Origin of the sequence: Exiguobacterium sp. H66, from assembly GCF_018618705.1 — a bacterium.
Taxonomy (GTDB): Bacteria; Bacillota; Bacilli; order Exiguobacteriales; family Exiguobacteriaceae; genus Exiguobacterium_A; species Exiguobacterium_A oxidotolerans.
The window spans coordinates 202,400-228,939 of the sequence record NZ_JACSMQ010000001.1 but is presented as its reverse complement, the minus strand read 5'-3'; the positions used below and the strand labels follow the sequence as shown (position 1 = coordinate 228,939).

General features: G+C 48.0%; 29 protein-coding genes. 26 read left to right on the top strand and 3 right to left on the bottom strand.

Annotation, left to right across the window (positions count from 1 at the left end; translation table 11 throughout):
• Nucleotides 1-15: 15 nt before the first annotated feature.
• The 12 genes from KNP88_RS01185 (at nucleotide 16) to KNP88_RS01130 (ending at nucleotide 10,278) form a co-directional block, all read left to right on the top strand.
• Nucleotides 16-789 (top strand): CheR family methyltransferase, encoded by a 774-nt coding sequence (locus tag KNP88_RS01185; RefSeq protein WP_214765107.1) that lies wholly within the window; start codon nucleotides 16-18, stop codon nucleotides 787-789.
• Between the two features lie 21 nt (nucleotides 790-810).
• Nucleotides 811-1,965 carry a chorismate synthase gene (aroC, locus tag KNP88_RS01180; protein ID WP_088837321.1) on the top strand — a complete coding sequence of 385 codons (1,155 nt, stop codon included), beginning with the start codon at nucleotides 811-813 and terminating at the stop codon, nucleotides 1,963-1,965.
• The gene (aroB, locus tag KNP88_RS01175) at nucleotides 1,962-3,020 is read left to right on the top strand and encodes a 3-dehydroquinate synthase (protein ID WP_214892007.1); all 1,059 of its coding nucleotides are present in this window, start codon (nucleotides 1,962-1,964) and stop codon (nucleotides 3,018-3,020) included. Before aroC ends, aroB begins: the two co-directional genes overlap by 4 nt.
• The gene (gene aroA / locus KNP88_RS01170; RefSeq protein ID WP_214892005.1) at nucleotides 3,011-4,267 is read left to right on the top strand and encodes a 3-phosphoshikimate 1-carboxyvinyltransferase; all 1,257 of its coding nucleotides are present in this window, start codon (nucleotides 3,011-3,013) and stop codon (nucleotides 4,265-4,267) included. Before aroB ends, aroA begins: the two co-directional genes overlap by 10 nt.
• Nucleotides 4,268-4,302: 35 nt before the next feature.
• Nucleotides 4,303-5,565, top strand: coding sequence for a tetratricopeptide repeat protein (locus KNP88_RS01165; RefSeq protein WP_029330640.1), 1,263 nt, complete (start codon nucleotides 4,303-4,305; stop codon nucleotides 5,563-5,565).
• A gap of 28 nt (nucleotides 5,566-5,593) precedes the next feature.
• Nucleotides 5,594-6,124, top strand: a complete 531-nt coding sequence (locus tag KNP88_RS01160; protein ID WP_029330637.1) for a ReoY family proteolytic degradation factor — start codon at nucleotides 5,594-5,596, stop codon at nucleotides 6,122-6,124.
• Between the two features lie 216 nt (nucleotides 6,125-6,340).
• A complete protein-coding gene (locus KNP88_RS01155; RefSeq protein WP_029330635.1) occupies nucleotides 6,341-6,781 on the top strand; it encodes a DUF2487 family protein in 441 nt (146 codons plus the stop codon).
• Nucleotides 6,782-6,885: 104 nt separating this feature from the next.
• On the top strand, nucleotides 6,886-7,392 hold the full coding sequence (locus tag KNP88_RS01150) for a ubiquinol-cytochrome c reductase iron-sulfur subunit (protein ID WP_029330633.1): 507 nt from the start codon (nucleotides 6,886-6,888) through the stop codon (nucleotides 7,390-7,392).
• 3 nt (nucleotides 7,393-7,395) lie between these two features.
• Nucleotides 7,396-8,067 carry a menaquinol-cytochrome c reductase cytochrome b subunit gene (qcrB, locus tag KNP88_RS01145; RefSeq protein WP_012370658.1) on the top strand — a complete coding sequence of 224 codons (672 nt, stop codon included), beginning with the start codon at nucleotides 7,396-7,398 and terminating at the stop codon, nucleotides 8,065-8,067.
• Between the two features lie 41 nt (nucleotides 8,068-8,108).
• A complete protein-coding gene (locus tag KNP88_RS01140) occupies nucleotides 8,109-8,900 on the top strand; it encodes a menaquinol-cytochrome c reductase cytochrome b/c subunit (RefSeq protein ID WP_214804441.1) in 792 nt (263 codons plus the stop codon).
• 50 nt (nucleotides 8,901-8,950) lie between these two features.
• Entirely contained in the window at nucleotides 8,951-9,556 is a 606-nt protein-coding gene (locus tag KNP88_RS01135) for a DUF1405 domain-containing protein (RefSeq protein WP_251132445.1), read from the top strand.
• Between the two features lie 44 nt (nucleotides 9,557-9,600).
• Nucleotides 9,601-10,278 (top strand): zinc metallopeptidase, encoded by a 678-nt coding sequence (locus KNP88_RS01130; RefSeq protein WP_088837317.1) that lies wholly within the window; start codon nucleotides 9,601-9,603, stop codon nucleotides 10,276-10,278.
• Between the two features lie 95 nt (nucleotides 10,279-10,373).
• On the opposite strand, the gene KNP88_RS01125 is transcribed toward KNP88_RS01130, so the two are convergent.
• Entirely contained in the window at nucleotides 10,374-11,261 is an 888-nt protein-coding gene (locus KNP88_RS01125) for a YitT family protein (RefSeq protein ID WP_214807344.1), read from the bottom strand.
• Between the two features lie 178 nt (nucleotides 11,262-11,439).
• Here KNP88_RS01125 and bshA point away from each other — a divergent pair, with 178 nt between their 5' ends.
• The 13 genes from bshA to nth all read left to right on the top strand — a co-directional run bounded on the left by bshA (nucleotide 11,440) and on the right by nth (nucleotide 24,381).
• Nucleotides 11,440-12,582 carry an N-acetyl-alpha-D-glucosaminyl L-malate synthase BshA gene (gene bshA, locus KNP88_RS01120; RefSeq protein ID WP_088837316.1) on the top strand — a complete coding sequence of 381 codons (1,143 nt, stop codon included), beginning with the start codon at nucleotides 11,440-11,442 and terminating at the stop codon, nucleotides 12,580-12,582.
• Nucleotides 12,569-13,699 carry a CCA tRNA nucleotidyltransferase gene (locus KNP88_RS01115; RefSeq protein WP_251137097.1) on the top strand — a complete coding sequence of 377 codons (1,131 nt, stop codon included), beginning with the start codon at nucleotides 12,569-12,571 and terminating at the stop codon, nucleotides 13,697-13,699. The genes bshA and KNP88_RS01115 overlap by 14 nt, the downstream gene beginning before the upstream one ends.
• Complete coding sequence (locus KNP88_RS01110; RefSeq protein WP_088837315.1) at nucleotides 13,675-14,646, top strand: biotin--[acetyl-CoA-carboxylase] ligase; 972 nt, start codon at nucleotides 13,675-13,677, stop codon at nucleotides 14,644-14,646. Before KNP88_RS01115 ends, KNP88_RS01110 begins: the two co-directional genes overlap by 25 nt.
• Before the next feature lie 239 nt (nucleotides 14,647-14,885).
• Complete coding sequence (gene panB / locus KNP88_RS01105) at nucleotides 14,886-15,725, top strand: 3-methyl-2-oxobutanoate hydroxymethyltransferase (RefSeq protein WP_029330615.1); 840 nt, start codon at nucleotides 14,886-14,888, stop codon at nucleotides 15,723-15,725.
• Entirely contained in the window at nucleotides 15,722-16,552 is an 831-nt protein-coding gene (gene panC, locus KNP88_RS01100; protein ID WP_214892003.1) for a pantoate--beta-alanine ligase, read from the top strand. The genes panB and panC overlap by 4 nt, the downstream gene beginning before the upstream one ends.
• A gap of 3 nt (nucleotides 16,553-16,555) precedes the next feature.
• Nucleotides 16,556-16,939, top strand: coding sequence for an aspartate 1-decarboxylase (panD, locus tag KNP88_RS01095; RefSeq protein ID WP_029330611.1), 384 nt, complete (start codon nucleotides 16,556-16,558; stop codon nucleotides 16,937-16,939).
• Nucleotides 16,940-17,040: 101 nt separating this feature from the next.
• Nucleotides 17,041-19,854: an ATP-dependent DNA helicase DinG gene (gene dinG / locus KNP88_RS01090; protein ID WP_214892000.1), complete on the top strand. Its 2,814-nt coding sequence runs from the start codon at nucleotides 17,041-17,043 to the stop codon at nucleotides 19,852-19,854.
• A 61-nt stretch (nucleotides 19,855-19,915) separates the two neighbouring features.
• Nucleotides 19,916-20,086 (top strand): YpmA family protein, encoded by a 171-nt coding sequence (locus KNP88_RS01085; protein ID WP_214891998.1) that lies wholly within the window; start codon nucleotides 19,916-19,918, stop codon nucleotides 20,084-20,086.
• The gene (locus tag KNP88_RS01080) at nucleotides 20,083-20,550 is read left to right on the top strand and encodes a hypothetical protein (protein WP_214765099.1); all 468 of its coding nucleotides are present in this window, start codon (nucleotides 20,083-20,085) and stop codon (nucleotides 20,548-20,550) included. Before KNP88_RS01085 ends, KNP88_RS01080 begins: the two co-directional genes overlap by 4 nt.
• A 14-nt stretch (nucleotides 20,551-20,564) precedes the next feature.
• Nucleotides 20,565-21,746, top strand: a complete 1,182-nt coding sequence (locus tag KNP88_RS01075; RefSeq protein WP_029330605.1) for a pyridoxal phosphate-dependent aminotransferase — start codon at nucleotides 20,565-20,567, stop codon at nucleotides 21,744-21,746.
• Nucleotides 21,747-21,775: 29 nt separating this feature from the next.
• Entirely contained in the window at nucleotides 21,776-23,065 is a 1,290-nt protein-coding gene (asnS, locus tag KNP88_RS01070; RefSeq protein ID WP_152638933.1) for an asparagine--tRNA ligase, read from the top strand.
• Nucleotides 23,066-23,136: 71 nt separating this feature from the next.
• Entirely contained in the window at nucleotides 23,137-23,715 is a 579-nt protein-coding gene (locus tag KNP88_RS01065; RefSeq protein ID WP_029330601.1) for a DnaD domain-containing protein, read from the top strand.
• Nucleotides 23,716-23,718: 3 nt separating this feature from the next.
• Nucleotides 23,719-24,381, top strand: coding sequence for an endonuclease III (nth, locus tag KNP88_RS01060; RefSeq protein ID WP_214891996.1), 663 nt, complete (start codon nucleotides 23,719-23,721; stop codon nucleotides 24,379-24,381).
• A gap of 128 nt (nucleotides 24,382-24,509) precedes the next feature.
• Here nth and KNP88_RS01055 read toward each other — a convergent pair whose 3' ends face one another.
• Nucleotides 24,510-25,418, bottom strand: a complete 909-nt coding sequence (locus KNP88_RS01055; RefSeq protein ID WP_239456727.1) for a DUF3800 domain-containing protein — start codon at nucleotides 25,416-25,418, stop codon at nucleotides 24,510-24,512.
• A 119-nt stretch (nucleotides 25,419-25,537) separates the two neighbouring features.
• On the bottom strand, nucleotides 25,538-25,831 hold the full coding sequence (locus KNP88_RS01050; RefSeq protein WP_088837309.1) for a DUF1798 family protein: 294 nt from the start codon (nucleotides 25,829-25,831) through the stop codon (nucleotides 25,538-25,540).
• A 74-nt stretch (nucleotides 25,832-25,905) separates the two neighbouring features.
• Between KNP88_RS01050 and recU the strand changes: the two genes are divergently transcribed.
• Complete coding sequence (recU, locus tag KNP88_RS01045) at nucleotides 25,906-26,520, top strand: Holliday junction resolvase RecU (RefSeq protein ID WP_204251435.1); 615 nt, start codon at nucleotides 25,906-25,908, stop codon at nucleotides 26,518-26,520.
• Nucleotides 26,521-26,540 lie beyond the last annotated feature (20 nt).

The following is a 26,540-nucleotide window of genomic DNA, read 5'->3' as shown; positions in this document are numbered from 1 at the left end:
CCAGTGAGGTGTACTATGGACGATTACGAGCTTTTCATCCAACGTTTCTTAAAAAAGTCAGGAATTGATTTAGGACAATATAAAGAAGCACAAATGAAACGACGTTTGACGGCTTTGCGCGATAAAAAAGGACATGATACCTTCGCCTCGTATATGCAGGCAATGGAAAAAAGCGAGACCTTATATGAAGAATTCTTGGACCGGATGACGATCAATGTTAGTGAATTCTTCAGAAATCCGATTCGCTGGCAACAGCTCGAACAAGATATTCTTCCAGTGCTGCAAGCACGTGCGCATGGTCGGATTCGGACATGGAGCGCGGCTTGTTCAACGGGGGAAGAGCCCTATTCGCTCGCGATGATTCTTAATGAGATGATGGACCCTGCCCAATTCACGATTCAAGCGACCGATTTAGATGAGATCGTTCTTGAAAAGGCGAAGCAAGGTCGATACGGCATTTCAGCCTTAAACGAAGTCGTCGAATCAAGAAAAAAACGATATTTCATCGAACAGGATCAACAATATGAGGTCGCTCCAGAAATCAAACGGCTCGTCCGTTTCAGTAAACATAATTTGTTAGGAGATCGCTATGACAGTGGATTTGATTTAATCATCTGTCGTAACGTACTTATTTACTTTACAGAAGAAGCAAAAGCGCACGTCTATCGCTCTTTTGTGGATGCGTTAAAACCGGGCGGCATTTTATTCGTCGGCGGAACGGAACAAATCTTTCAACCGGAACGATTTGGTCTAAAAATGAAGCAAAGCTTCTTTTATGAAAAAATTTAACGACGTGAAGGGATGAAGCGTATGCGCTACATGACAGCTGGAGAATCACACGGAAAAGGACTTTCCGTCATCATCGATGGTGTTCCTTCCGGACTAACAATCGATTTCGAAAAAATTCAATCTGAAATGACACGACGTCAAGGTGGTTATGGACGTGGACGGCGGATGCAAATCGAACAGGATGCGATTGATGTTCGGGGGGGAATTCGTCACGGTTACACGACGGGGGCGCCAATCAGTCTGTTTATTGAAAACAAAGACCATACGCACTGGAAACAAGTCATGCAGGCGGAACCGCTCGAGGAAGCGCTTGAACGTCCGCGGACATTGACACGCCCACGCCCAGGACATGCGGATCTTGTAGGTGGCTTGAAGTACGGTCATCGTGATCTCCGTGATGTCCTCGAACGTTCCTCTGCTCGAGAAACGGCGGCCCGAGTTGCAGTTGGGGCAATCGCGAAACAATTGTTGGCACAGCTCGATGTCGATTTGTTTTCCCATGTACGATCAATCGGTGGCGTTGATGCTGAAGCCGTTGATCCGACGACGCGGCGTGAGTTGATTGAAGCTTCTCCAGTCCGTTGTGCAGATGAAGCAGCGACTGAACAGATGATGCGTGCGATCGATCAAGCTAAAAAAGACGGCGACACACTTGGTGGTGAAGTCGAAGTCGTCGTCACGGGACTTGTTCCGGGGATTGGATCATTTACGCAAAATGACATGAAGTTAGACAGTCGGATCGCCCAAGCTGTCATCAGTGTCAATGCGATGAAAGCGGTTGGATTTGGTGATGGTTTTGATTTGGCGCGTCGTCCCGGTAGTACGGTCCAAGATGAAATCATTCATAGTGAAGCAGGTTACTCCCGCAGAACCAATCACCTAGGCGGAATTGAAGGTGGGATGTCGACAGGAATGCCGATTCGGGTTCAAGTTGCGATGAAGCCGATTCCGACATTGTATCAACCCCTGCAATCGGTCGATATTGAGACGAAAGAGCCGTTCACGGCCCAAATTGAACGCAGTGATGCTTGTGCTGTGCCCGCAGCAGCTGTCGTTCTCGAAGCTGTCGTCGCATTCGAAGTCGCAGCCGCGATTCTCGAAATGTTCGGGAGTTCAACGATGGATCGATTAAAACAAACGATAGCTGATTACAAGGAGGAGGTGCGTCTGTTTTGACGCATCTTTGCATCAAAGCGAGTCGCCCGTATCCGGTTCACATCGAGCCGGGTGCGTTGCGACACCTGGCGGAAGTCGAAGAAGCACAGGTAGCAGATCGCTTTTGGATTATCACCGATCAAACGGTCAGTTCCCTTCATTTAGAGACATTGATCAAACACGTCACGACTCTTTTTCCGAAAACAAACTGGATGACGAGTACTGTCGTACCAGGTGAGAGCAGTAAATCGCTCGAAACGTATGCAGACTTGCTTCAAGAAGGCATTGAACGAGGGGTGACCCGTCGTACGGTCATCCTGGCATTTGGTGGTGGAATGATTGGAGATCTCGCCGGTTTCGTTGCAGCAACGATTCTACGGGGCATTCCGTTCATCCAAATTCCGACGACGTTACTCGCGCATGACTCGAGCGTCGGCGGGAAAGTCGGGCTAAATCTATCGCTCGGTAAAAACCTCGTCGGGGCGTTCTATCAACCGAGTGCCGTTCTCTACGATGTATCTTTTCTGAAAACATTACCGGACCGCGAGTGGAGAAGCGGTTTTTTTGAATTGTTGAAACATGGTCTATTGGCAGCGGAACCGTTTGCTGATCAATTGATGGATTTAAAACTGTCCGATATGAGAGAGTTGCCACTCGAATCCTGGATTGCGAAAGGGATTTCCGTCAAACAACGAATCGTCGAACAAGATGAACAAGAACAAGGCATCCGTGCCTTTTTAAATTATGGGCATACATTTGGTCATGCCGTCGAGTATGCGAGTGAGCGTCTCGCGCACGGTGAGGCAGTCGGAATCGGTTTAGTCTTTGCCAAAATGTTAGAGGGACAAGTCGAAGAAGGAGATCAACTGGCTCAATTGTTGACGCGTTTAGGTGTCGAACTACCAAAAAGGCAATCGTTCGAGGTCTATTTCGACTATATGAAACGGGATAAAAAAAATAATCAGTCGATTCGATTCGTCTTAGCAGAAAACGGGAAATTTAACTTAGAGGAAATTCCGGTGGGACGATTGCTGTCCGCCTATGACATGACTGTGAGGTGCTTGAAATGGGATTAAAGGGAAAGGTAAGAGTACCCGGCGATAAATCAATGACACACCGTGCTTTTTTATTTGGTGGGATTGCAAACGGGACGACGACGATTTCGAATGCACTCGAAGGAGCGGATTGTCTCGCTTCACTGAAGGCGGTTGAGGCACTTGGTGCGAAAATCGAGCGTTCTGAAAAAACGATTCAGATTACAGGGACGACTGCATTAAACGAAGCAAAAATCGATTGTGGGAATTCCGGAACGACGATTCGACTACTAAGCGGTATTTTAGCTGGTAGCGAGGCGGCGTATGAATTGACAGGCGATGATTCGTTAAAAAAACGGCCGATGGATCGGGTGACGATTCCACTCAGTCAGCTTGGTGCGAAAATCGAAGGGAACTACGCTCCGTTACGGATTCAGGGGCAACCGCTCGTCGGAACGACGTATACCTTACCGGTCGCAAGTGCTCAGGTGAAAAGTGCGGTCTTACTAGCGGGGTTATTTGCGACAGGTGAGACAACGGTGATTGAGCCGATTTTATCACGCGATCATACGGAACGGATGTTGCCGCAATTCGGCGTCGATGTGACGATCGATGACTTTGAAGACGGACGGCATATTCGTGTCGAAGGTCCTGTTCAACTTACGGCGACGACGGTCGATATACCGGGCGATCCGTCCTCGGCTGCATTTTGGTGGACGGCGGCGGCGATTGGCGAGGACAGTGTCATCACGACGGAACGCGTACTCATGAACCCGACCCGGATCGGATTTTTACAAGTATTACGACAAATGGGTGCGAGCGTCAAAATTTCGAACCGGCAGGAAGTGGCAGGGGAGGAAGTCGCGAATGTGACGGTAGAATCGACTACCCTGCAGGCGATGACGATTGAAGGAGAACAAATCCCTTCATTGATCGACGAGATTCCGCTCCTCGCTTTACTCGCGACGCAAGCGGAAGGAAAGACGATTATCCGGGATGCAGCGGAGTTACGCGTCAAAGAAACGGACCGGATCGAGACGGTCGTCGCGTCACTACGACGACTCGGAGCGTCGATTGAAGCGACGGCAGACGGGATGACAATTGAAGGCCCGACGTCATTAAAAGGGGCGGAGGTCGACAGTGCCGGTGATCACCGTTTGGCGATGATGTTGACGATTGCTAAGACATTGAACGAAGAAATTCAAGTGAACGGGAATGAAGTAGTTGAAGTCAGCTACCCAACGTTCTATGATGATTTAAAGAAACTGCAAGATAACGGGAACGGATAAGTTCCGAATTGAATTTAGAAAGTGAGGCGTTTGCCTTGAACGAACAGGTATTAAAAGAAATCGTCGAAGGGCTAGAACACGGCCATACGTCGGAAGCGTTAGCTTCACTCGAACAACTTGAAAAGACAGGGACCGATGAGGATCGCTTAGCTGTCGCAGATCTTTACATCGAACTCGGACTCTCGGACCGGGCAGTCGATATCTTATCGCCTCTTTACGTCGATTATGCGGGGAATGCTGGCGTCGCTTTATTGCTTGCCGAATGTTATATCGATCTTGATAGAGAAGAAGAAGCAATCACTGTCCTTGAACAAGTCGATAAGACGGATAGCGAAAATGGACCTCGGACATTAGTTTTGTTAGCGGACCTCTATCAATCACAAGGACTCGACGAAGTCGCGCTCGCGAAATTAAAAGAGGCACGGTCACTTGCGCCGGATGAACCGTTGCTCGCTTACGGACTGGCTGAACTCTATATGACACTTGGAGCGTTTGATCAAGCGGTCCCATTGTTCGCTGAAATTGCAGCTGTTCCGGCATTAAGAGAAGAATTGCCACTGGATGCCCTGTACGCCGAGTCGCTCGCAATGATCGGTGAATTCGAAGAAGCGATTCCCTTATATGAACGTGCAGTCGCGGAACGGTCTGACTTGCATACGCTGTTTGGACTTGCGATGACCGCTCACCGCGTCGGACTACACCAAAAAGCGGTCGAAACGTTCCAACAACTGATTGCCCAAGATCCAGATTATACGTCGGCTTACGTGCCTTACGCCGAGAGTCAAGCAGAACTCGGCTTGACGAAGGAAGCGTTGAATGTCATCAAGCAAGGGATGGAGCGAGACGATTATAATGATGAGCTCCGGACGATGGAAGCTTTATTCCTCTTGAAGTTAGGAGACCGCCAAGGGAGTGTCAACGCCTTACGTGAAGCTCTTGCCCTTAACCCGGAATCCTTGCTCGCTGCGGAACGTTTACTTGCGCTCCTCGCTGAAGATGAGGACCATGAGGCGACGATTGAAACGATTTCAGCAATCGAAGAACACGTCACGGCACCAATCTTGACGTGGTACCGTGCTCGATCACTCTATGCGCTGGAAGATTATACGAATGCGATGAAGCAGTATGCTCAAGTTGAATCTGCATTCGCGGATGATGCCCTCTTCTTGAAAGAATATGGTTTCGCATTGGTTGAAGAAGGACGACGCGAAGAGGGACAAGCATTGTTGCGTCGGGCAGCGATGTTCGCTCCAGAAGATGCTGATCTCGTCGATTATGTCGAACGGATGGATAGTTGATTCGATTGGAGAAGGGAGTAGGATTGAGATGACAGAGAGAAAACAGCGTTTCTTGCGCCGCATCTTGACCTATTACACGTTGAAGCGTCGGGAATCCAAATGGATCCTTGATTATTGGCTTCGTAATGATGCGAAACTGGATCAAGTTCATTTTGTTCAAAATGCGATGTTCGCGCCAAAAGCAATCATCATGACGACATACGGGTTTGACGCTGAACCGTTTCTCTTTAAAAAAGGTGAGGTTAAAACAACTGACCCGGAAAAGGCATATCACGACATCCGATTGACGGACGAACCGATTTATATCGAGTTAAATTTTCAAGGGATGATGATGGATGATGAATACTTGTCCCTACTTGAAGAGAACCCGTTTCGACCGGAGGTCACTGTTGAACCACGATTAGCGGACGAAGCGATGAATTTCATCGCGGCGACGGTCAATCGGCAAGAGGAAGAGCGATTGATTCGTTTGATTGATGAAGCACTTGATGCACGCGATCGGAGTCGTTTTCAATCACTCTCGGAAGAATTGCGGACGATTCGGAGCCAACTCCAATAACTAAAATACACTTTTCAATCTTCATACGCGTTTGTCTGCAGTCATCCTCTTCGGATAAAGAAGAGGATGATTTTTTTTGAGTTTGAAAAAAACCTAAATATGAAGAAAAATAGAATGGAATTTCATAAAACGTTCACATTAAGCGAGCAGTAATAAAAGCGGATATGATACATTAAATGTGACGAAATGTAAGTGAACAGGAAAGGGGGAAATGATTTGCGTTTCAAACCATCCGATGTTCAAAGGACGAGAAACGAACAAGCGTATATCGATACGTTGGTCGTCCCATTGATACCGATCGGATTTGATGAATCGATGCATGCTTTTGCGGAATGTGCTGACATGACACTGACGGTTGCGTCAGAAGTCGAACGGCAACTGTCCGGTCGGGCGATGCTCCTTCCAGCAATGACGTATGTCGGTATACCGTCACTCGATCAATTGAACGGTTGGCGGGAAGCGGCATCTGCCGAGCAATTCCGTTTTGTCACGTTCATTACGGCAGATTTACGCTGGAAAGACACAGCGGTCGACGACATCGTCTATGTTCCACGATTATCGCTCGAGACGATGAGTCGCGACCAGCAAGGTCAGATGGTCGGGAATTTTGTAGGACAAGTTCTCGAACAGTTAGGAAACCGTTGGACCGCGCTATGAAGCGGTTGACGCGATGATTTTATTAAGATACTATTACCATGTGAGAAATTTGTGTGAAGTACAGTGGTCTTGGGGCACGGCGTACATCACAAGGGGGGATCGATATGGCTCAAAACGGGTCTAACGTAACACGTCGTCAATTCTTGACGTATACACTGACTGGAGTCGGTGGCTTTATGGCAGCGACGATGGTCATGCCGATGGTCAACTTCGCAGTTGATCCGGTCCTGAAGAAATCAGGATCAGGCGATAAAGTAAAAGTAATGAAGTTGTCGGACATCACAACAGAACCAAAACGGGTCGACTTCAAGAAGCAAACACAGGATGCTTGGTATGATTTCGAAGAAACATTATCAGCATGGGTCTTCAAAAATGATAAGGGCGAAATTCTCGCACTATCACCGATCTGTAAGCATTTAGGATGCCAAGTCAGTTTCGGAGCAGATCCGACGCACCCAGAGCAATTCTATTGTCCATGTCATTTCGGACGGTACACGAAAGATGGCGTCAACGTACCAGGAACGCCTCCGACGAAGCCGCTTGATGAATATGAAATGCAAGAGAAAGATGGTTTCCTCTACTTAGGTAAACCAGTCGAAAGAGGTGCGTAAGCGATGATGCAAAAAATCTATGATTGGATTGATGAGCGGGTTGATATCACTCCGCTTTGGCGAGATATCGCCGATCATGAAGTTCCAGAACACGTAAACCCTGCCCATAACTTTTCAGCATTCGTTTATTGTTTTGGCGGGTTGACGTTCTTTACAATCGTCATCCAGATTCTTTCAGGGATGTTCTTGACGATGTATTACGTACCAGATATCATCAATGCCCATGCGTCAGTGTACTATCTTCAAAACGAAGTCGCACACGGTCAAATCGTTCGTGGTATGCACCACTGGGGCGCATCAGTCGTCATCGTAATGTTGTTCTTACATACATTACGCGTCTTCTTCACAGGATCATACAAAAAGCCACGTGAATTGAACTGGGTCGTCGGTGTCCTCTTGTTCTTCGTTGTCTTAGCACTTGGTCTAACAGGATACTTGTTGCCTTGGGACATGAAAGCATTGTTCGCGACGAAAGTTACGATTCAAATCGCGGAAAGCATACCGGTCATCGGTGGCATCGCGAAGACGCTCCTCGCGGGTGGAGAAATCGTCGGTGCAAGTACGATTGCTCGATTCTTTGCGATTCACGTCTTCTTCCTTCCTGCGGCATTGTTCGTCTTGCTCGGGGCCCACTTCATGATGATCCGTAAACAAGGGATCTCTGGACCACTTTAAACCGACAATCAACTTAGGCAACCTAAAAGGGGGAGAACACGATGCATCGTGGTAAAGGAATGAAATTCGTCACCGATTCACGGGTGTCGATCAATAACCGGATGCCGAATAAGTCGAAAGACTATTCTGAGTATCCAGGTCGGACGGAAGCGTTCTGGCCAAACTTCTTACTTCGCGAATGGATGGTAGGAGCGGTCTTCTTGATCGGCTTCATGACGCTGACAATCGTTGAAGCAGCACCACTACAAAACATAGCTGACCCGACGAATACGTCGTACATTCCACTTCCGGACTGGTACTTCCTATTCCTCTATCAGCTCTTGAAATATCAATTTGCTGCCGGTCCGTACATTTTGATGGGAACTGTCATTCTTCCAGGTCTTGCTTTTACGGCGTTACTCGTAGCACCGTGGCTCGACCAAGGGATTGAACGTCGCCCGGCAAAACGTCCAGTCGCAGTCAGCATGATGTTACTCGGAATCGTCTCAATCATTTTCTTGACTTGGGAATCTGTTCAAACAACGCACTGGGATACGATCCATAAACAAGGTGAGTTGACGATGAACGAAGGTCCTGAAATCGATACGACGGCGAAAGGGTATGAAATTTACTCGAACCAGTCATGTGTCAACTGTCATGGTAAGAACCTCGAAGGTGGAGCAGCCGCTCCTGCCCTCGTCGGGACACAAAAGACAGAAGATGAAATTTATGAAATCGCAGATAAAGGTGTCGGTGCGATGCCTGCTGGACAGTACAAAGGTTCAGATGCAGATCGTAAAGAACTCGCTAAATTCATCGCTTCTTACGGTGAAGGCGGAGAGAACAATAAATAAGAGAAGAGCCGGGGGAATGATTCCTCCGGCTTTTGTCTATCATGAGGTGAATGAATGTGCCGTTTTTGCAGATTTTAAAACATAAAGCCCTCCTTTGGCCGCTCGGATTAATCAATCTAGCGGGAACGTTATACGGCTATTATTGGTATCAACCGCAACTCGAGACGGCGAAATGGTACTATTATCCGTTCATCCCGGACAGTCCGACGGCGTCGCTATTTTTTACGATCATCGTGTTTTTATGGATCTTCAATCGTCGTTCCCGACTGTTTGAAGCGCTCGCGTTCGTCACGTTGATTAAATACGGTGTCTGGGCCGTCGTCATGAATGCCTTGATGCTTCAAGAACTCGGGACAGGTAACAGTTATTTGACGGCAATGGCACTGATGTTGATGGTCTCGCACGGCGCGATGGCATTCCAGGCACTGCTTTATGTTCCATTCATGACGTTTCGCGTCAAGGAACTTGTCCTTGTCTCGATTTGGGTCATCCATAACGATGTCGTCGACTACGTGCTCGGTCAGTGGCCACGCTATCCGGCACTTGCGGAGCACATCCAGTGGATTGGCTATGGTTCGTTCTGGTTGACGGGATTATGTATTTTGATGGGATATTTCTTTGTCGCACGCGATTCGATTGACAATAAGGTCGCTTGAACGTAAAATAAGGATATAATCTTTTAGGAAAGGACAGATGTTACATGGCTAACTATCTGATTTACCTCGCCATCATCATCATTGTTCCCATCTGGGCACAAATGCGAGTCCGAAAAACGTATAAAAAATACCAAGAAGTTCCGATTCATAGTGGGGTGACAGGCGCTCAAGTCGCTGACTTCATCATGAAACAGAATGGGATTACGGATGTCCGTCTCGAAGCAATCGGCGGAACGATGTCCGATCATTACGATCCGACGAATAAAGTCGTTCGTCTTTCGGAAGATGTGTATCATGGTTCAACGGTTTCTGCCGTTTCGATTGCAGCGCACGAAATCGGGCACGTCATCCAAGATGCGACGGACTATAACATGATGCGTGTCCGTCACCGGATTGCACCGGTTGCGTCAATTACGTCGAATCTGTCATTCCCGTTATTACTCGTTGGTTTCTTCGCTGGGATGACTGGTCTTGCGATGCTTGGTGTCATCTTGATGCTCGGTGCCGTCGTCTTCCAGCTCGTGACGTTGCCGGTTGAGTTCGATGCGTCGAAACGGGCGATGGCTCAGTTAACGGAACACGGAATCATCGATGCGGAAGAAGAGCGTGGCTCACGCCGTGTCTTGAACGCCGCCGCCTGGACTTACGTCGCTGCGACACTCGTCGCTGTCGCCGAATTCCTCCGCCTCGCTTTGATGGTCTTTGCACCGTCTGACGAGTAATTCAAGAGTAACGCGTACAAATTAATAAAAAATAAACACCCGGCTGGTTCGATCTTCTTCTTCAGAATCGAATCATACGGGTGTTTTTTTTGTTTTTACGTTTCCTTGATCGGAACACGATTTTCGTCGAACGTAAATCCTTCGCCGGTTACTTCATACACATCATGGAGTGTGATGAAAGCATGTTGGTCAACTGTTTTGACGAGCGTCTTCAACCGGGTGATTTCATTGCGGGCGACGACGACATACAAGACTTCAAGGTCGCGACCGGAGAATCCACCTTTCGCGAGTAACCGCGTCGTTCCGCGGTTCATCGTCGCGTGAATCCCGTCGGCGATCTCCGTCCGGTGATCACTGATGATCATCGCGGCTTTACCAGCATACGTTCCTTCCTGCATCCAGTCGATGACACGGGCCCCGACGTAGACGGCAAGCAACGTATACATCGCCTGTTTGTAGTCGAGATATGTCAATGAAGCGACGATGACGAAAAAATCAAAAATCATGAACGTCCGACCGATCGACCATCCGAAATACCGCTTCGTCAGTCGGGCGATGATATCGACCCCGCCCGTCGTCCCGCCGTTGTTGAAGATGATGCCGAGGCCGACACCGATGAAGACGCCGGCGAACAACGAAGCGAGCACCATATCATCTTTCAACATGATTTCAAGCGGTGAATAGTTGGCGATTAAGCCGTACCAAAGGGAAAAGCTGAACGTGCCGATCAAGGTATAGATGAACGTCGTCCGCCCGAGCATTTTATAGCTGACGAAAAATAACGGGACGTTTAAGACGAGGTTCGTAATCGACGGGGATAAACCGAACAAGCCCTTTAAAATAAGGGTGATTCCCGTGAATCCACCCTCAGCTAACTCATTTTGAACATTAAAATGATAAATGCCGAACGCAAAGATAAATGATCCGATTAAAATCCAAAAAATATTTCGGAAGCGAATCGGAAATTGAAATGGGGGTGCCATATCAGGTTGCTCCTCTCTAACAAGACTCTTTCTCTAGGGTAACGGTAGACGTTGAAAAAGACTAGCTTTTCTACGGAAATCTCCTTGAAAAGTGGTCGATGTAGTTTTTAAGAGGCGTTTTGTTTACAATTGAATCGAGAAGACAAGCTTAACCTAATTAAAGAGAGAGTGATCTTATATGAAAAAGTCGATTGGAATCCTTTGTTACCCGTCCGTAGGCGGAAGTGGTGTCGTCGCGACGGAACTCGGGATGAAACTTGCGGATCGTGGGCATGATGTCCACTTCATTACATCAAGCATGCCGTTTCGCCTGACGGAATATCGTCCGAATATCACGGTTCACCTCGTAGAAGTCAACCAATATTCTGTATTTAAATATCCGCCTTATGATATTACATTGGCTTCGAAAGTCGCAGAAGTCATCGATGTGTTCGATCTCGACATCATCCATGCCCACTACGCCGTCCCGCATGCCGTCTGTGCAGAGCTCGGACGCAATATGGCGAAGAAGAAAGGCGTCGCTGTCGTGACGACTTTACATGGAACGGACATCACGGTCATCGGTCAAGACTTAGAGATGCAGCCAGCCATCCGTTACGGAATCGAAAGTTCGGATGCTGTGACGGCCGTCTCGGAAAGTCTTGCTCTTGAGACGAACATGACGTTGCATGCCGAGTACGATATTGACGTCATTGCGAACTCGATTGATGAGAGTGTGTATTATCCGATGCGCGATGAACGCCTTAAGCGACATTATGGGATTGAGCCGGGAGAAGTCGTCGTCATACATATTTCGAACTTCCGCCCCGTCAAACGCATCGATGATACGCTCGTCGCATTTGCAATTGCTGCAAATAATCGTGACATGCGGTTATTACTCGTCGGAGATGGTCCGGAGATGGGGCAGACGCGCCGCCGGGCAAAAGAACTCGGGGTCTATGAAAAAATCATCTTCGCCGGAAAACAAGAACATGTCGCCCAGTTGCTCGCAATCAGTGACATCCATTTATTGTTGTCGGAAAAAGAGGCGTTCGGACTCGTCGTCCTTGAAGCGATGGCGGTCGGAGTTCCGAGTGTCGTCTCGAATGCCGGTGGCTTACCAGAAGTGATCCAAGACGGACAAACTGGATTCATCGTTCCGACGTATGACGTCAAGGCAGCGGCGGAACGAATCGGCCAGTTAGCCGATACGCCCGAGTTACGCGAACAGATGGCGGATGCCGGAATCCGCGATACACGGCAACGGTTCGATTCAAATGAAATCGTCCGGAAGTATGAACAGGTCTATGAACGGGTGTGTGCACGATATGAAAATGTCTGAGCTGGCGAATACGATCATTGAAACAATCGAACGTGCAGGTGGCGAAGCGTATGTCGTCGGTGGAGCTGTCCGCGACACGTTACTCGGACGCGCGCCTGGCGATTATGATTTAGCGACGTCACTCTTACCGGACGAGGTCATCCCGTTGTTTCCGGTCGTCATCCCGACCGGACTCGAGCACGGGACGGTGACGATCGTCTTAGAACACGTACCGTTCGAAGTGACGACGTTTCGTTCTGAGTCAACGTATAGCGACCGCCGTAGACCAGACCACGTGACGCTTGGCGTCTCGCTGGAAGAAGATTTGACACGACGTGATTTTACGATCAACGCGATGGCGTTAAAACCAACCGGGCTCGTCGATCTCTTTGGCGGACAATCCGACCTTGCGAGCAAAATCATTCGAACGGTCGGCCGGCCAGAAGAGCGCTTCGAAGAAGATGCCTTACGGATGATTCGTGCCTTTCGCTTCATGAGTCAGCTCGAGTTCTCGTTAGACGGTTTGACGGAGCGGGCCATCGCGAAGCAAGCGGAGACGATTCAACACGTCGCAATCGAACGTGTCGCGATTGAGTTCGAAAAACTACTCCTTGGACCGGGGCGTGCTGCAGCGTTACAAGCGATGTTACGCACAGGACTCGCGACCTATCTTCCACACGTCACTTCAGAAGTGATGGGACGATTAGCACAATCATCATTACAGGGTGTCTCGACAGAAAATGTGTGGACGCTGCTGCTCGACGCCGGGTTTCCGCAAGAACGGTTACGTGTCTTTAAACGTTCGAAAAAACAGGAGCAACGGGCAAAACGACTCGTAGCGCTTGTTCGACTGGAGCAACTAACGGACTGGCAACGGTATACATTGACGGACGAGGAACTGCTCGTCTTAAATCAAATGACAGGTCGGAGTCACGCAGACCGGACAACTTTAGCGATCCGTTCGTTAAAAGATTTACGAGTCGGCGGACGCGACATGATTGCTGCCGGGCTGAAAAAACAAGAAATCAAAGAAGCACTCCACTATTTGGAACAGCATGTCGTAAACGGACACCTTGAAAATCAACGTTCGATTCTGTTAGAGGAAGTGAGCAAATGGAAAAATCAACACGAGACGTAATCTTGCAACGATTGATGCAGACGGATTGGATTTCAGGTCAAGATTTAGCTGACCAGTTAAATATTTCACGTACCGCTATTTGGAAACAAATTGCGTCTTTAAAAGAAGCAGGGTACGCGATTGAATCGAATAAAAAAACCGGGTACCACCTCATCGATCGTGGTGATCATTTAACAGCACTTGCAATCGAACAGTACTTACAGACGAAATTTTTCGGACGTGATATTTTTCATGTCGAGGAGACGGAGACGACGCAACGGATTGCGCATGATTTAGCACAACAGCAGGTCAAAGAAGGGAAACTCGTCGTCTGTGACTACCAGACGAGTGGGCGCGGACAGCTCGGTCGTGTCTGGCACGAGACGAAAGGAAACGGCATTGCGATGAGTTTGATAGTAAGACCAGACGTCCCGCTCGATCAAGCAGGACAATTAACACTCGTGTCTGGCATTGCCCTAGCGACATCTTTACGTGAGTTCGACGTGCCAGTGACAATCAAATGGCCGAATGATTTATTGATTGATGGCCGAAAGGTCGCAGGGATTTTGACGGAAATGCAGACAGAAGCAAACCGGATCAGCTCGGTAATCATTGGAATTGGAATCAATGTCCACCATGACGTCTTTAGTACGGCAATCGCTGATCGGGCGACGTCCCTTAAACTCGCGACCAATCGAACGTTTCGGCGGGCAGAAATCGTTGCATCCTTCTTAAATCAGTTTGAGCAGATGTACGAACGATGGTTGGTCGATGGATTCGGCTCTTTTGTCGAAGCGTGGGAACATCTTGCGGATAAGCTCAATCAACCCGTTACACTACGCTCGCGTCAACAAACCTTGTCTGGTTATTTGCGCGGAATTCGCGCCGATGGAACGCTGATGGTCGAAACGGACCAAGGAATGGAAGCATTCCATTCGGCGGAACTCGTCTACTGGACAGAAAACTAAAATCCCGACGTTTGCAGTTGCCAATTTGAATCATGTATAATAAAGCGAAGGATGATAGCCGTTAGGAGTCATACCGGTAGAAAACTTTTTTTATCGCTAGTACGACCTGCCTTGATCCTATTTCGGACAGGGACAGAAGGACGATGTTGCACTTATTCACGCCTTCTTTCCTATGGGTATTTTTAGGAAGGAAGGCGTTTCCTTTTGTCCTCTCTACACTAACGAAGGAGAGAACACACATGCACACAATGACACCTTTACTAAAAAAACAAGCAACGGGAGAAAAACTCGTTATGTTGACGGCGTATGATTATCCGTCAGCGAAATTAGCAGAAGCAGGAGCCGTCGATCTCTTACTCGTCGGTGATTCACTTGGAAACGTAATTTTAGGATATGATTCGACGATTGCCGTGACGGTTGAGGACATGATTCATCATGCACGGGCGGTCCGCCGTGGGGCACCGAAGACATTCATGGTCGTTGACATGCCATTCGCAAGTTACCACGGTTCGTTCGACCGGACGCTTGATGCTGCGGCACGTATTTTTCAAGAAAGTCAGGCCGATGCCTTAAAACTTGAAGGTGCTGGGGACATCTTGACGACGATTCGTCGCTTGACGGACGCAGGGATGCCTTGTGTCGCACATCTTGGATTGACACCCCAATCAGTTGGCGTACTCGAAGGTTTTAAAGTACAAGGAAAATCGCTTGCAGCAGCGGAACAGTTGATTGCAGACAGTTTAGCAGCGGAACAAGCCGGTGCGAAGATGCTCGTCCTGGAATGTGTCCCGCACCAACTTGCGAAACGAGTCAGCGAATTACTTCAGATTCCTGTCATCGGGATTGGTGCCGGCGTTGATGTCGATGGACAAGTCCTCGTCTACCATGACATCCTGACATATGGTGTCGGACGTCTACCGAAGTTTGTTAAAGCGTATACGGACTGGAATACGTCAGGGACAGCAGCGATTGCTAGCTACGTCGAAGAAGTAAAACAAGGTGTATTCCCATCTATTGAACATACGTTCACGATGGATGAAGAATTGATCGATTCGCTTTATGGAGGCGGTAAAGAATGAAAGTCATTCAAGACATCGACGAACTACGGCAAGAATTAGCAGCCTATGACTCGATTGGTTTTGTACCGACAATGGGGTTTTTGCATGAAGGTCATGGTTCGTTACTCGAACAAGCACGACGTGAAAATGAGATTGTCGTGTTGAGTATTTTTGTCAATCCGACGCAGTTCGGACCAAACGAAGATTTAGAACGGTATCCACGTGACGAACAACGCGATCAACAACTGGCGCGTGCGGCAGGCGTCGATTATGTATTTTATCCGACGAATGAGACAATGTATCCGCTCGATATGGCGCGCGTGACGGTCAGAACGGGCGACGACGTCCTTTGTGGTGCGTCACGACCAGGACATTTCGATGGCGTCTTGACGGTCGTCAGTAAATTATTGAACATCGTCCACCCGACACGTGCCTATTTCGGACTGAAAGATGCTCAGCAGTTAGCCTTAATTGAAGGGTATGTCGCAGATTATTTCGTTCCGGTCGAGATTAAACGGTGTCCGATTATCCGGGAAGCGGACGGTCTCGCAAAGTCCTCACGAAATGTCTATCTGTCTGAGCAAGAACGCAGTCAAGCACCGCGTTTGCAACAAGCTCTACAGCAAGCAAACGCGTTACTTGAAGCAGGCACAGCCGTCGAGGAAGTCGTCGAACGGACGAAAGATGCCTTGCGTCTTGAAGGAACGGCGCTTGATTATGTCGAAGCGGTCGACTATCCGACGCTCGGACCGGTTACATCAGAAACGAAAACGATTTTATTAGCCGTCGCGGTTCAGTTTGAATCAGCGCGCTTGATTGATAATTTACTTTATACGAGAGGAGCATGATTTATGTTACGGACATTCATGCACGCTAAACTACACAAAGCTCGAGTGACGGAGGCGAACCTCCATTACGTCGGTTCCATCACGATTGATGAAGATTTGCTTGATGCGGTCGGAATCTTTGAAAATGAAAAAGTTCAAGTGACGAACAATCAAAACGGTGCCCGAATCGAAACATATGCGATCAAGGGTGAACGTGGCTCCGGTGTCATTTGTTTAAATGGTGCGGCAGCTCGCCATTTCCAAGTTGGAGACGAAGTCATCATCATGGCATATGCACAATTGACGAATGAAGAAATCCTCGTCCACGAGCCGAAGGTGGCTGTTCTCGATGAAACGAATAACATCAAACAGATGCTTTCTCAAGAAATCGCGCATACGATCTTATGAAATTCAGAGACCCGGAACACATTCGGGTCTCTATTTTTGTTAAGATGAATCATGAGAAGTTCGAAACGTAACAGATGGATGGTTAAAGGTGGAGATAAGTCGTGGAGAAGAAGTATGTGGTGATCGACCTAGAGACGACAGGTCATTCGATTAAAGCTGGAGATGAGATGATTGAAATCGGCGTAGCGGTCGTCGAACAAGGGCAAGTGACGGAACGTCTGTCGGCTTTCGTTCGACCGAAAAATCCGATTCCGCCGTTCATCTCGCAATTGACAGGAATATCCGATTCAGATGTAAGGGACGCAGACACATTTGATGTCATTGCACCGCGCGTCCTCTCGATGTTAGATGGTGGAGTGTTTGTCGCGCACAATGTCCAATTCGATTTAACATTTTTAAATGAAGCGCTTGAAGAAGAAGGTTACTTACCGTATACCGGTCCCGTCATCGATACGGTCGAACTGGCACGGATTCTATTACCGACGGCAGAGAGTCACTCCTTATCGCACCTGACGGAAAGTTTACAGTTGACGCATCAAGAAGCTCACCGGGCGGGAAGCGATGCAGAAGCGACGGCAGAATTATTACTCGAACTGTTAAGTCGACTTCGCGAGCTACCGCTTGATACATTAAAACAGTTGCGTCGCTTAGCCCCAAAATTATTCAGTGCGATGGAAGAAGAGATTGATTTTGCGATTCAAGCCGTCGGCATCGAGACAGGCGATCGGTTCGATTCGTTCCGAAAGATTGCGCTGAAAAAACGTCTTGATCCGGAACTGATGCCGAACCGGTCGGAACTCCAGCCATTCGGACCGTTCGTTGATCACTTGAATCAAGAGATCTTTCCGAAGCTGTTCAGGGGCTATGAGCAACGAACCGGTCAACTTGAGATGATGCGCCATGTCTATCAATCACTTGATCAAGAAGTACCATTGCTCGTCGAAGCTGGGACGGGTACCGGAAAATCTCTTGGCTATCTTGTTCCGGCGACACATTATGCGATTGAACACGAGACGCCGATTATCGTCAGTACACATACGATTCAACTGCAAGAGCAACTGTTCGCCCGTGATTTACCGCTGTTGCGTCAACTGTTCGATGCCCCAGTCGACATTACATTGCTCAAAGGGCGGAACAATTATATTGATTTACGTAAATTCGAGTTTTTCCTGAATGAAACAGAAGAACCGTATAATTTTACGTTAGCGAAAGCAACATTGCTCGTTTGGTTGACTGAAACGACGACGGGAGACTTGGAAGAAGTCAGTCTTCCCGGTGGAGCAGCACAAGGGAACATCGCCATCAAACAGTTGATCCAGTCGGATAGCCAGTCGCAACTCGGGCGATTCGATCCGTGGTTTAGCCGTGACTTTTTCCAACATGCCGTCCGTAGAGCGAAGGACGCGACGATCATCGTCACGAACCACGCCTTATTGTTTAGTGATATTCAGTATGAGGCGGGTGTCTTACCGAAAGGCTGCCCGTTGATTTTAGATGAGGCCCATCAAATCGAGGAAGTCGCGAGCCACCATTTCGGACTCGTCTTCGACGGGCATTCATTCGACCGGATTTTTAGACAACTCGGATTCTCCGCGGATAAAAAATTGTTGACGCGTCTCGTCAACCTCTCCGATCAGTTTGATTTGACGGAGATGGTCGAAGCACATAGTGAAGTGATTGATGAGACGATGACGGAGCTAATCGAAGAGGCAGATAACCTGTTAATGATCATCCAAGCCTATGGACTTGATCTCTCTTCCCGGAAAGAGCGACGGGAAGGACGTGTCACGGTCCGCTTCAAACGACTCGATCATTCGATGCGGGCCGTTCAGGAAAGTGCGAAACGGGTCGAATTGGTCTTACGTCGATTACGACAAGCGATTCGGGCGATTCATAAATTATTCCACGATCAACGCGAACACATGAGTTACCGGGAACGGTCCGTCGTCGCGGATCTCAAATCCGTGATCGGTCAAATCGAGGATGTCGAGAATGCGATTTTTGAGACGATGCTCGCGCCTCATGATGAAACAGTATCCTGGATTGAGACGACTGCAAAAAATCGGAAGTTGACACGGATTTATACGCAACCAATCGATATTTCAGAACGATTATACCGGGATGTTTTCTCGAAACGGACGAGCATTTTGACATCCGCGACGTTGACGGTCTCGAACAAGTTTCAATTCATTGAAAAGCGGCTTGGTTTAAGCGAACTCGAGACACGGCGGTTCATTGTCCCGTCACCATTCGGGTACGCGGAAAAAGTCCGGCTGATGGTTCCGACGGACTTGCCGTTACTGCAGGACGTCCCACCTGCGAAATATGCCGAAACGATTGCGGAAGCAATCATCGAAATCGCTGAAGTGACGGAAGGGCGGATGCTCGTTTTGTTCACATCCAATGACATGTTGCGACAAACGCATGATGCGACGAAGCAGGCACTTCCGGCACGATTTACGTTGCTGTCGCAAGGAATCACACAAGGATCCCGGCAGCGCTTGATGAAACAGTTTAAGCAACTCGATGCCTGCATTCTTTTTGGGACTGCGAGTTTTTGGGAAGGGATCGATGTTCCGGGTGACGACTTAAGTTGTCTTGTCATCGTTCGTCTACCCTTCGCACCGCCTGACCAACCCATCGTTCAGGCACGATCGGAACAAATCGAACAACAAGGTAAATCTTCGTTTTTTGAATACAGCTTACCGCAAGCGATCATTCGTTTTAAACAAGGGTTCGGTCGTTTGATTCGAACGACGAATGACCGTGGTGTCGTGTTCGTGTTTGACCGTCGAATTGAGACGACACGTTACGGAAAACGTTTTGTTTCAAGTTTGCCAAATGTGCCTGTTTTATCAAAACCACTTCAAGAATTGACGGCAGAACTCGAATTGTTCTTGAATGATACGGATTGAGTCTATTAAAATAACCATTATCGCATTATAATAGGTTAAGAAAAATGAGGGAGGATATAAGATGGATTCGAAAATCGAGACACTCGCAACGGTCAAGGTCAATCGCCATGACGATACGTACAAAATCGTAGACTTATTGAATCGCACGTTAAAAACGGAGGGCTTAATGTTTGGTTTAGCTCTAGATGAGAAAGACAAGGAGCAGATGGTCTTCACCATCTACCGCACATGAAGTGGAAAATCGCCATCGGTTTGATTTCGGTCGTTCTTTTGATTACGCTAATCGGTACAGGAATCTACCAGTTAACGGTTGGTGAAGCAAAAGGGCGAGAACAAGAAGTCGTCAAGCGGGCAGAAAAACGTTTAACACAAGAAATAGCCCCGGACGCCGTGACATTCGAAAATGTCTTTAACGGAAAAGACCAGTACACCGTCTTCTCGATTAAAAAAGAGGGAGAGGCGTTACGCGCTTTTGTCCCGTCAAAAGGTAAGATTGAGACACGCCCGGTTAAAGACGGCATTAAGGTGGATGAAGTCATTCGTCAAAGTGGAGATCAAGGAAAAATCGTTTCCACGAAATATGGTTTCGAAGATCGCGCCTTAATTGAGATCGTCGCGGAAACCGAGACGGGCTATGAATATTCGTACTATACGTATCAAGAGGGATCTTTCATCAAACGACTACGGATTAACTAAAAGGAGTGTGCGACATGTTATCAAAACGCGTACAACAATTGACGCCTTCTACAACGCTTGCCATCACGGCGAAAGCGAAGGAACTGCGGGCATCCGGTCAAGATATCATCGGTCTTGGGGCTGGTGAACCGGATTTCAACACGCCGGAGTTCATCATTCAAGCGGCGTTTGCGGCAGCAGAAGCAGGCGATACAAAGTATACGCCTTCAGGCGGAACGGTTGCGTTGAAAGACGCGATTATCGAGAAGACACGTCGCGATTTATGGGTATCGTATGATCGCTCGGAAGTCATGGTCGCGTCTGGTGCGAAACATGCTTTATCGACACTCTTCCAAGCCATTCTCGACCCGGAAGATGAAGTCATCGTTCCTGCTCCGTACTGGGTCAGCTACCCTGAGCAAATCAAGTTGAGTGACGGCGTACCGGTCGTTTTAGAGACGACGGAAGCGTCACGTTTCAAGGTGACACGTGAGTTGCTCGAGCAACACATCACACCGAAAACGAAAGCAATCGTCTTGAACTCACCTTCGAACCCGACAGGTATGGTCTACACGAAAGAAGAGTTAGAGATGGTAGCAGAGATGGCGATTCAACATGACATTCTCGTCATCAGCGATGAAATTTATGAGAAATTACTGTATAACGGTGTGACGCACTTATCGATTGCGACACTTCCAGGAATGCGGGAACGGACAATCATCATCAATGGTGTCTCGAAATCGCATGCGATGACGGGCTGGCGGATTGGTTATGCGATCGGACCGAAAGCAATCATCGGCGCAATGACAAACCTTGCGAGCCATTCGACGTCGAACCCGACGTCAATCGCGCAAGCTGCTTCTGTCGCGGCCTACGAAGAAGGGGATGCCCCGGTCGAAGCGATGCGTGTCGTGTTCGAAGAACGGCTCGAACAAATTTACGAACGCTTGATTCAGATTCCTGGTTTGACGTGCTTGAAGCCGGAAGGTGCCTTCTACTTGTTCCCACATGCCTTAGAGGCAGCGAAGATGTGTGGTTATGCAAACGTCGATGACTGGTGTACAGCCGTCTTGTCAGAAGCAAAAGTAGCCTTGATTCCAGGTTCAGGATTTGGTGCTCCGGAATATGTACGTCTATCGTACGCAACAGACCCGAAGCGTGTCCTAGAAGCGCTCGATCGGATTGAAGGATTTATCGCGGCTCGTACAGCCGTTTAACTTAGAGAGGATGTTGACTTTTGAAAGCAATGATTCGAGATGTAGCAAAACATGTGGGAGAGGAAATCACGATTGGCTGTTGGTTAGCGAACAAACGTTCAAGCGGTAAAATCGCCTTCCTTCAGTTACGTGACGGTTCCGGCTTTATGCAAGGTGTCGTCGTCAAAGAAACGGTCGGAGAAGACTTATTCAAAACAGCGAAAGGTCTAACGCAAGAATCATCACTTTGGGTGACGGGAGTCATCAAATCAGATGGTGAGCGGACAGCACTTGGTCATGAGATGGAGATCACTTCAATTGAAATCATCCATGAAGCAATCGACTACCCGATTACACCGAAAGCACACGGAACAGATTTCTTGATGGACAACCGTCACCTTTGGTTGCGGTCAAAACGCCAGCATGCCGTCATGGTCGTTCGAAATGAATTGATCCGTGCGACATATGAGTTCTTTAACCAAGAAGGGTTCATCAAAGTCGACCCACCAATCTTGACGGGCAGTGCACCGGAAGGAACAACCGAATTGTTCCAAACGAAATACTTCGATGAAGATGCGTACTTGTCACAATCGGGTCAACTCTACATGGAAGCGGCAGCGATGGCGCTCGGGAAAGTCTTTTCATTCGGTCCGACATTCCGTGCTGAAAAATCAAAAACACGTCGCCACTTGATTGAGTTTTGGATGATGGAGCCGGAGATGGCGTTCTACGACCATGAGATGAACCTCGAAGTCCAAGAAAACTATGTCTCGCATCTCGTGCAGTCCGCCTTGAAGAACTGTAAAGCGGAACTCGAGTTGCTCGGTCGTGACTTGACGGTTCTTGAAACGATTCAAGCACCATTCCCACGCGTCCGGTATACGGAAGCAATCGATATGTTGAAAGAGCAAGGATTCGATGACATCGAATTCGGAGATGATTTTGGTGCACCACATGAAACAGCAATCGCAAATAGTTTTGCCCGCCCTGTCTTCATCACGCACTGGCCGAAAGCCATCAAACCGTTCTACATGAAAGAAGATCCGGAAAACCCGGGATTCGTTCTTTGTGACGACTTGATTGCACCGGAAGGATACGGCGAAATCGTCGGTGGTTCGCAACGTGAAGAAGATTACGACAAACTGCTTGCTGATATGAAAGAACATAACTTGGATGAGACAGGCGCCTATAAATGGTATCTTGAAACACGCAAGTATGGTTCAGTACCGCACAGTGGCTTTGGTTTAGGACTTGAACGAACTGTCGCTTGGATCACGGGCGTCGAGCACGTTCGGGAGACGATTCCATTCCCACGTCTACTCAACCGGTTGTATCCGTAATTTAGACTGAAATCGACCCATCGTTTAGACGGGTCGATTTCTTGCTTAGACTAAAGAATCGAGGAAGTGTCATGAATCATAATTTAATCCAACTTTTCGAAGAAGGGACCGTCGTGCTTCCGAAACGATTGTTCACGGAAGCGAAGCGGCTTGGAATCAGCTTCGTCGAGTTTACGTTAATCGGTCAACTGTTCGCTTGCCGTGCGGAAGGGATGGAGATGCCTTCACCGGAAGAATTGAGCAATCGTCTCGGGCTGTCCGAGACAGAAACGATTGAGACGACGCTCGGTTTGTTACAGAAGGGGTTGCTGGCGATGGAAAACGTCGCCGGATCGGAACGCTATTCGTTAGTTCCACTCTATGAAAAATTAATGGCACCACCGGAACAAGAGGCGCCGAATTTCGATACGATCAATCCATCTGTCTTCCAACAATTTGAGCGGGAACTCGGAATGATGTCGCCGTTTCAAATGGAACAAATCATTCAGTGGCTGACGATTGAAAACATCGCGGAAGAGCTAGTGCTTGCCGCGCTTCGCGAAGCCGTCTACCATAACGTCCGGAAGATGACCTATATCAATCAAATTTTGCGGACGTGGGAACGCGAGGGTATTAAAACACTCGAAGATCTTGCGACGCGGGGAGGGTGAATCATGTTACGAGTAGCTGAAATCGACCGGATTGAACGGACCCTCGAAGAGATGTTTCCGGACGCTTTTTGTGAACTGATTCATAAAAATCCGTTTGAACTCGTCGTCGCCGTCGCCTTGAGTGCGCAAGCGACGGACGTGCTCGTCAATCAAGTCACGCCGGGATTGTTTGCCGCGTATCCAACGCCAAGCGACCTAGCCACTGCACCGGTCGCTGCCATCGAAGAGAAAATCAAACGACTCGGTCTCTATCGCAATAAAGCGAAAAACATCAAAGCACTCGCGGAACGCCTCATCACGTTGCATGAAGGTGAAGTACCAACGGACCGTGCCGGACTCGAAGCGTTACCCGGCGTCGGGCGAAAAACAGCGAACGTCGTGTTATCGGTTGCATTCGATGTCCCGGCATTCGCAGTCGATACGCATGTCGAACGGGTCTCGAAACGACTCGGTATCTGTCGCTGGAAAGATAATGTCACACAAGTCGAAGCGACGTTGATGAAACGATTCAAGCGGGAACGCTGGTCGAAGCTTCATCATCAATTCATTTTTTTCGGACGGTATCACTGCAAGGCGCAACGTCCGCACTGCCTTGAATGCCCATTACTCGACATGTGTCGGGAAGGAAAAAAACGGACGAAAGGGACAATCATCCCTGTCGATTAACGACGAACCATTTAAATGATGTTTAAAAGCAAAAAAAGGATAGCGCGTTTCCGGAAGAAACCCCGGAAGCGTGCTATCCTTTATTCGTGTGAAATAAAATGTCTCTTGTCCATCATACGCGCGTATGTTTAACCATTCCAAGGCGTATCGGACCATTCCCGACGCTTTTTCGTGATCGGAACTTTTTTGAATCCCCAGTTTCGGAAATCTTGATCGGGACTATCGCGACGAATGTAAATTTTTTCTTTGATTGCTTTAAAGATTCGGTTTTCGTCCCCGTAATGGACAAACCGTGGTTTCACCTCAATCACGCCACGACGTACGCGTGAAAGGGGAAGACAGACGAGGTCAGCAATCTCAAGACCGGATTGGTAGAGGTCGCTATCCTTTTCAGCAAAGATGAAGCCTTTGATTTTTTGACGACTTTTTTCGACGTCAAGGTGGACCGTCCCCGAGTTAAAGATATCGAAGAACGCTTTTTGAATTAATAAGTTTTGATAATCATCACGACTTTCGAGGACGACACGAGCACTCGTCGCTTCCGTTTCCTCTAAAAAAGCGTAAAAAGATTTCATCAAGTGGGCAAATGCGACGACGTAAGGATCTTTTGGTGTCGAATAAAAATCTTGCAGCTTCTGTTTATCGACTTCGACACTGACAATCGTACAGTCGATATCGACTAGGAAGTCAGGTAATGCGACCCAAAAATGACGTAACATATCAATCGTGATCCCGTCTTCTTTGCCGTAAGGATGCTCCGCCTTTAAAATTTCTTTTAAATGGAGTGGAATGTGTGGATCTTCAAACACACTCGACTTAAATTCCATCAAGCGTTTCCGTAAAGGGCTCGGTTCACCCGTTTCGTCCGAATCGATGGCATATTTGTATTCCATCAAGACACCTGTCAAATTAAATTGCGTATTCCCTTTAGGTGTCCCCGTCTCATCGACGAACATGACGTATTTTTTCGCAGTGTTGTTCGACGCTCTAGGAATCATTTTTGATTCATGGCGCGAATTCGATTTAGGTGTTGCCAATCAGATTCCTCCTCGCGCGGTTCTACAGGACCAGTTGTAACTGTCTCCCACACTATACTGTGTACGACAAGTATACCAAGATTTCCTGCTAAAAAAAGTAAAACCTTAAGTGAGAGAAATCACTGCATCAGTTGATCGATATAGCGAACAGACTTAATCGTTTCATTGAAACGTTTTAAACTTGTTTTTGGTTGGAACGCCTGGACTGATAGTTGTTTCAGTTGATCGACGGCACTCTCAACCATCGCCGGGCGTAAATAAGGGCTGTTCTGCGCATTATGTTGCCAATCGGCGATGAGCACATCTGCTTGTTCGACGAACGGAATGACATCCTCGTTGAAGTCATATTCTGTTCCGGCGCGACCTGCTTGATAAATTTTTTCGATTTCTTGAAGTAACGGTTCAATTGTCATTTGTTTTTAACTACTCCTCTCGGCCGATACGATACAATCACATATCATGGTACAATAAACGCGATAGGAGGGGAATCGTTTTGAATTATCCGAACGGTAAAAAATTTCAAAAGCCTCTCGAACCTCATGGAACGACGATAAAAAAAGCACGCTCACAAGCATCGACGTTTTCTAATCGGGGGATGAAGCTTGAAAAATTGATTAATGAAAGCAATACGTTTTACTTGACGCATAATCGGGCAATTATTCACAAGAAGCCAACCCCCCTTCAAATCGTTCAAGTCGATTACCCGAAACGTTCTGCGGCTGTCGTGAAAGAAGCCTATTTCAAACAACCGTCGACGACCGATTATAATGGTGTCTATCGGGGAAAATATATTGATTTTGAAGCGAAGGAAACGAATCATAAAACCTCTTTTCCACTCAAGAACTTCCACCCCCACCAAATCGAACACATGCGACAATGCGTAGCACATGGAGGAATTTGTTTTGTCATCATTCGGTTCAGTATGTATAATGTGCAATATGTGCTTTCAGTCGAGCACGTGTTCCCTTGGTGGGAGCAATTGGAAACGGGTCGTAAATCAATTCCGCTCGACCAAATCGAACAACATGGTATAAAAATCAAGACAGGTGCGTTCCCTGCGATCGATTATCTCGAAGCAGTAGACGAATTATATTTCACTTGAGAAACTTACGGATTGAAGGA

Bases quoted from the DNA above. Each gene is read 5' to 3' on its own strand.
- KNP88_RS01185 (WP_214765107.1), top strand. From the start codon at position 16: ATGGACGATTACGAGCTTTTCATCCAACGTTTCTTAAAAAAGTCAGGA.
- aroC (WP_088837321.1), top strand. From the start codon at position 811: ATGCGCTACATGACAGCTGGAGAATCACACGGAAAAGGACTTTCCGTC.
- aroA (WP_214892005.1), top strand. From the start codon at position 3,011: ATGGGATTAAAGGGAAAGGTAAGAGTACCCGGCGATAAATCAATGACA.
- KNP88_RS01160 (WP_029330637.1), top strand. From the start codon at position 5,594: ATGACAGAGAGAAAACAGCGTTTCTTGCGCCGCATCTTGACCTATTAC.
- KNP88_RS01150 (WP_029330633.1), top strand. From the start codon at position 6,886: ATGGCTCAAAACGGGTCTAACGTAACACGTCGTCAATTCTTGACGTAT.
- qcrB (WP_012370658.1), top strand. From the start codon at position 7,396: ATGATGCAAAAAATCTATGATTGGATTGATGAGCGGGTTGATATCACT.
- KNP88_RS01140 (WP_214804441.1), top strand. From the start codon at position 8,109: ATGCATCGTGGTAAAGGAATGAAATTCGTCACCGATTCACGGGTGTCG.
- KNP88_RS01135 (WP_251132445.1), top strand. From the start codon at position 8,951: ATGAATGTGCCGTTTTTGCAGATTTTAAAACATAAAGCCCTCCTTTGG.
- KNP88_RS01130 (WP_088837317.1), top strand. From the start codon at position 9,601: ATGGCTAACTATCTGATTTACCTCGCCATCATCATCATTGTTCCCATC.
- KNP88_RS01125 (WP_214807344.1), bottom strand. From the start codon at position 11,261: ATGGCACCCCCATTTCAATTTCCGATTCGCTTCCGAAATATTTTTTGG.
- bshA (WP_088837316.1), top strand. From the start codon at position 11,440: ATGAAAAAGTCGATTGGAATCCTTTGTTACCCGTCCGTAGGCGGAAGT.
- KNP88_RS01115 (WP_251137097.1), top strand. From the start codon at position 12,569: ATGAAAATGTCTGAGCTGGCGAATACGATCATTGAAACAATCGAACGT.
- KNP88_RS01110 (WP_088837315.1), top strand. From the start codon at position 13,675: ATGGAAAAATCAACACGAGACGTAATCTTGCAACGATTGATGCAGACG.
- panB (WP_029330615.1), top strand. From the start codon at position 14,886: ATGCACACAATGACACCTTTACTAAAAAAACAAGCAACGGGAGAAAAA.
- panC (WP_214892003.1), top strand. From the start codon at position 15,722: ATGAAAGTCATTCAAGACATCGACGAACTACGGCAAGAATTAGCAGCC.
- panD (WP_029330611.1), top strand. From the start codon at position 16,556: ATGTTACGGACATTCATGCACGCTAAACTACACAAAGCTCGAGTGACG.
- KNP88_RS01085 (WP_214891998.1), top strand. From the start codon at position 19,916: ATGGATTCGAAAATCGAGACACTCGCAACGGTCAAGGTCAATCGCCAT.
- KNP88_RS01080 (WP_214765099.1), top strand. From the start codon at position 20,083: ATGAAGTGGAAAATCGCCATCGGTTTGATTTCGGTCGTTCTTTTGATT.
- KNP88_RS01075 (WP_029330605.1), top strand. From the start codon at position 20,565: ATGTTATCAAAACGCGTACAACAATTGACGCCTTCTACAACGCTTGCC.
- asnS (WP_152638933.1), top strand. From the start codon at position 21,776: ATGATTCGAGATGTAGCAAAACATGTGGGAGAGGAAATCACGATTGGC.
- KNP88_RS01065 (WP_029330601.1), top strand. From the start codon at position 23,137: ATGAATCATAATTTAATCCAACTTTTCGAAGAAGGGACCGTCGTGCTT.
- nth (WP_214891996.1), top strand. From the start codon at position 23,719: ATGTTACGAGTAGCTGAAATCGACCGGATTGAACGGACCCTCGAAGAG.
- KNP88_RS01050 (WP_088837309.1), bottom strand. From the start codon at position 25,831: ATGACAATTGAACCGTTACTTCAAGAAATCGAAAAAATTTATCAAGCA.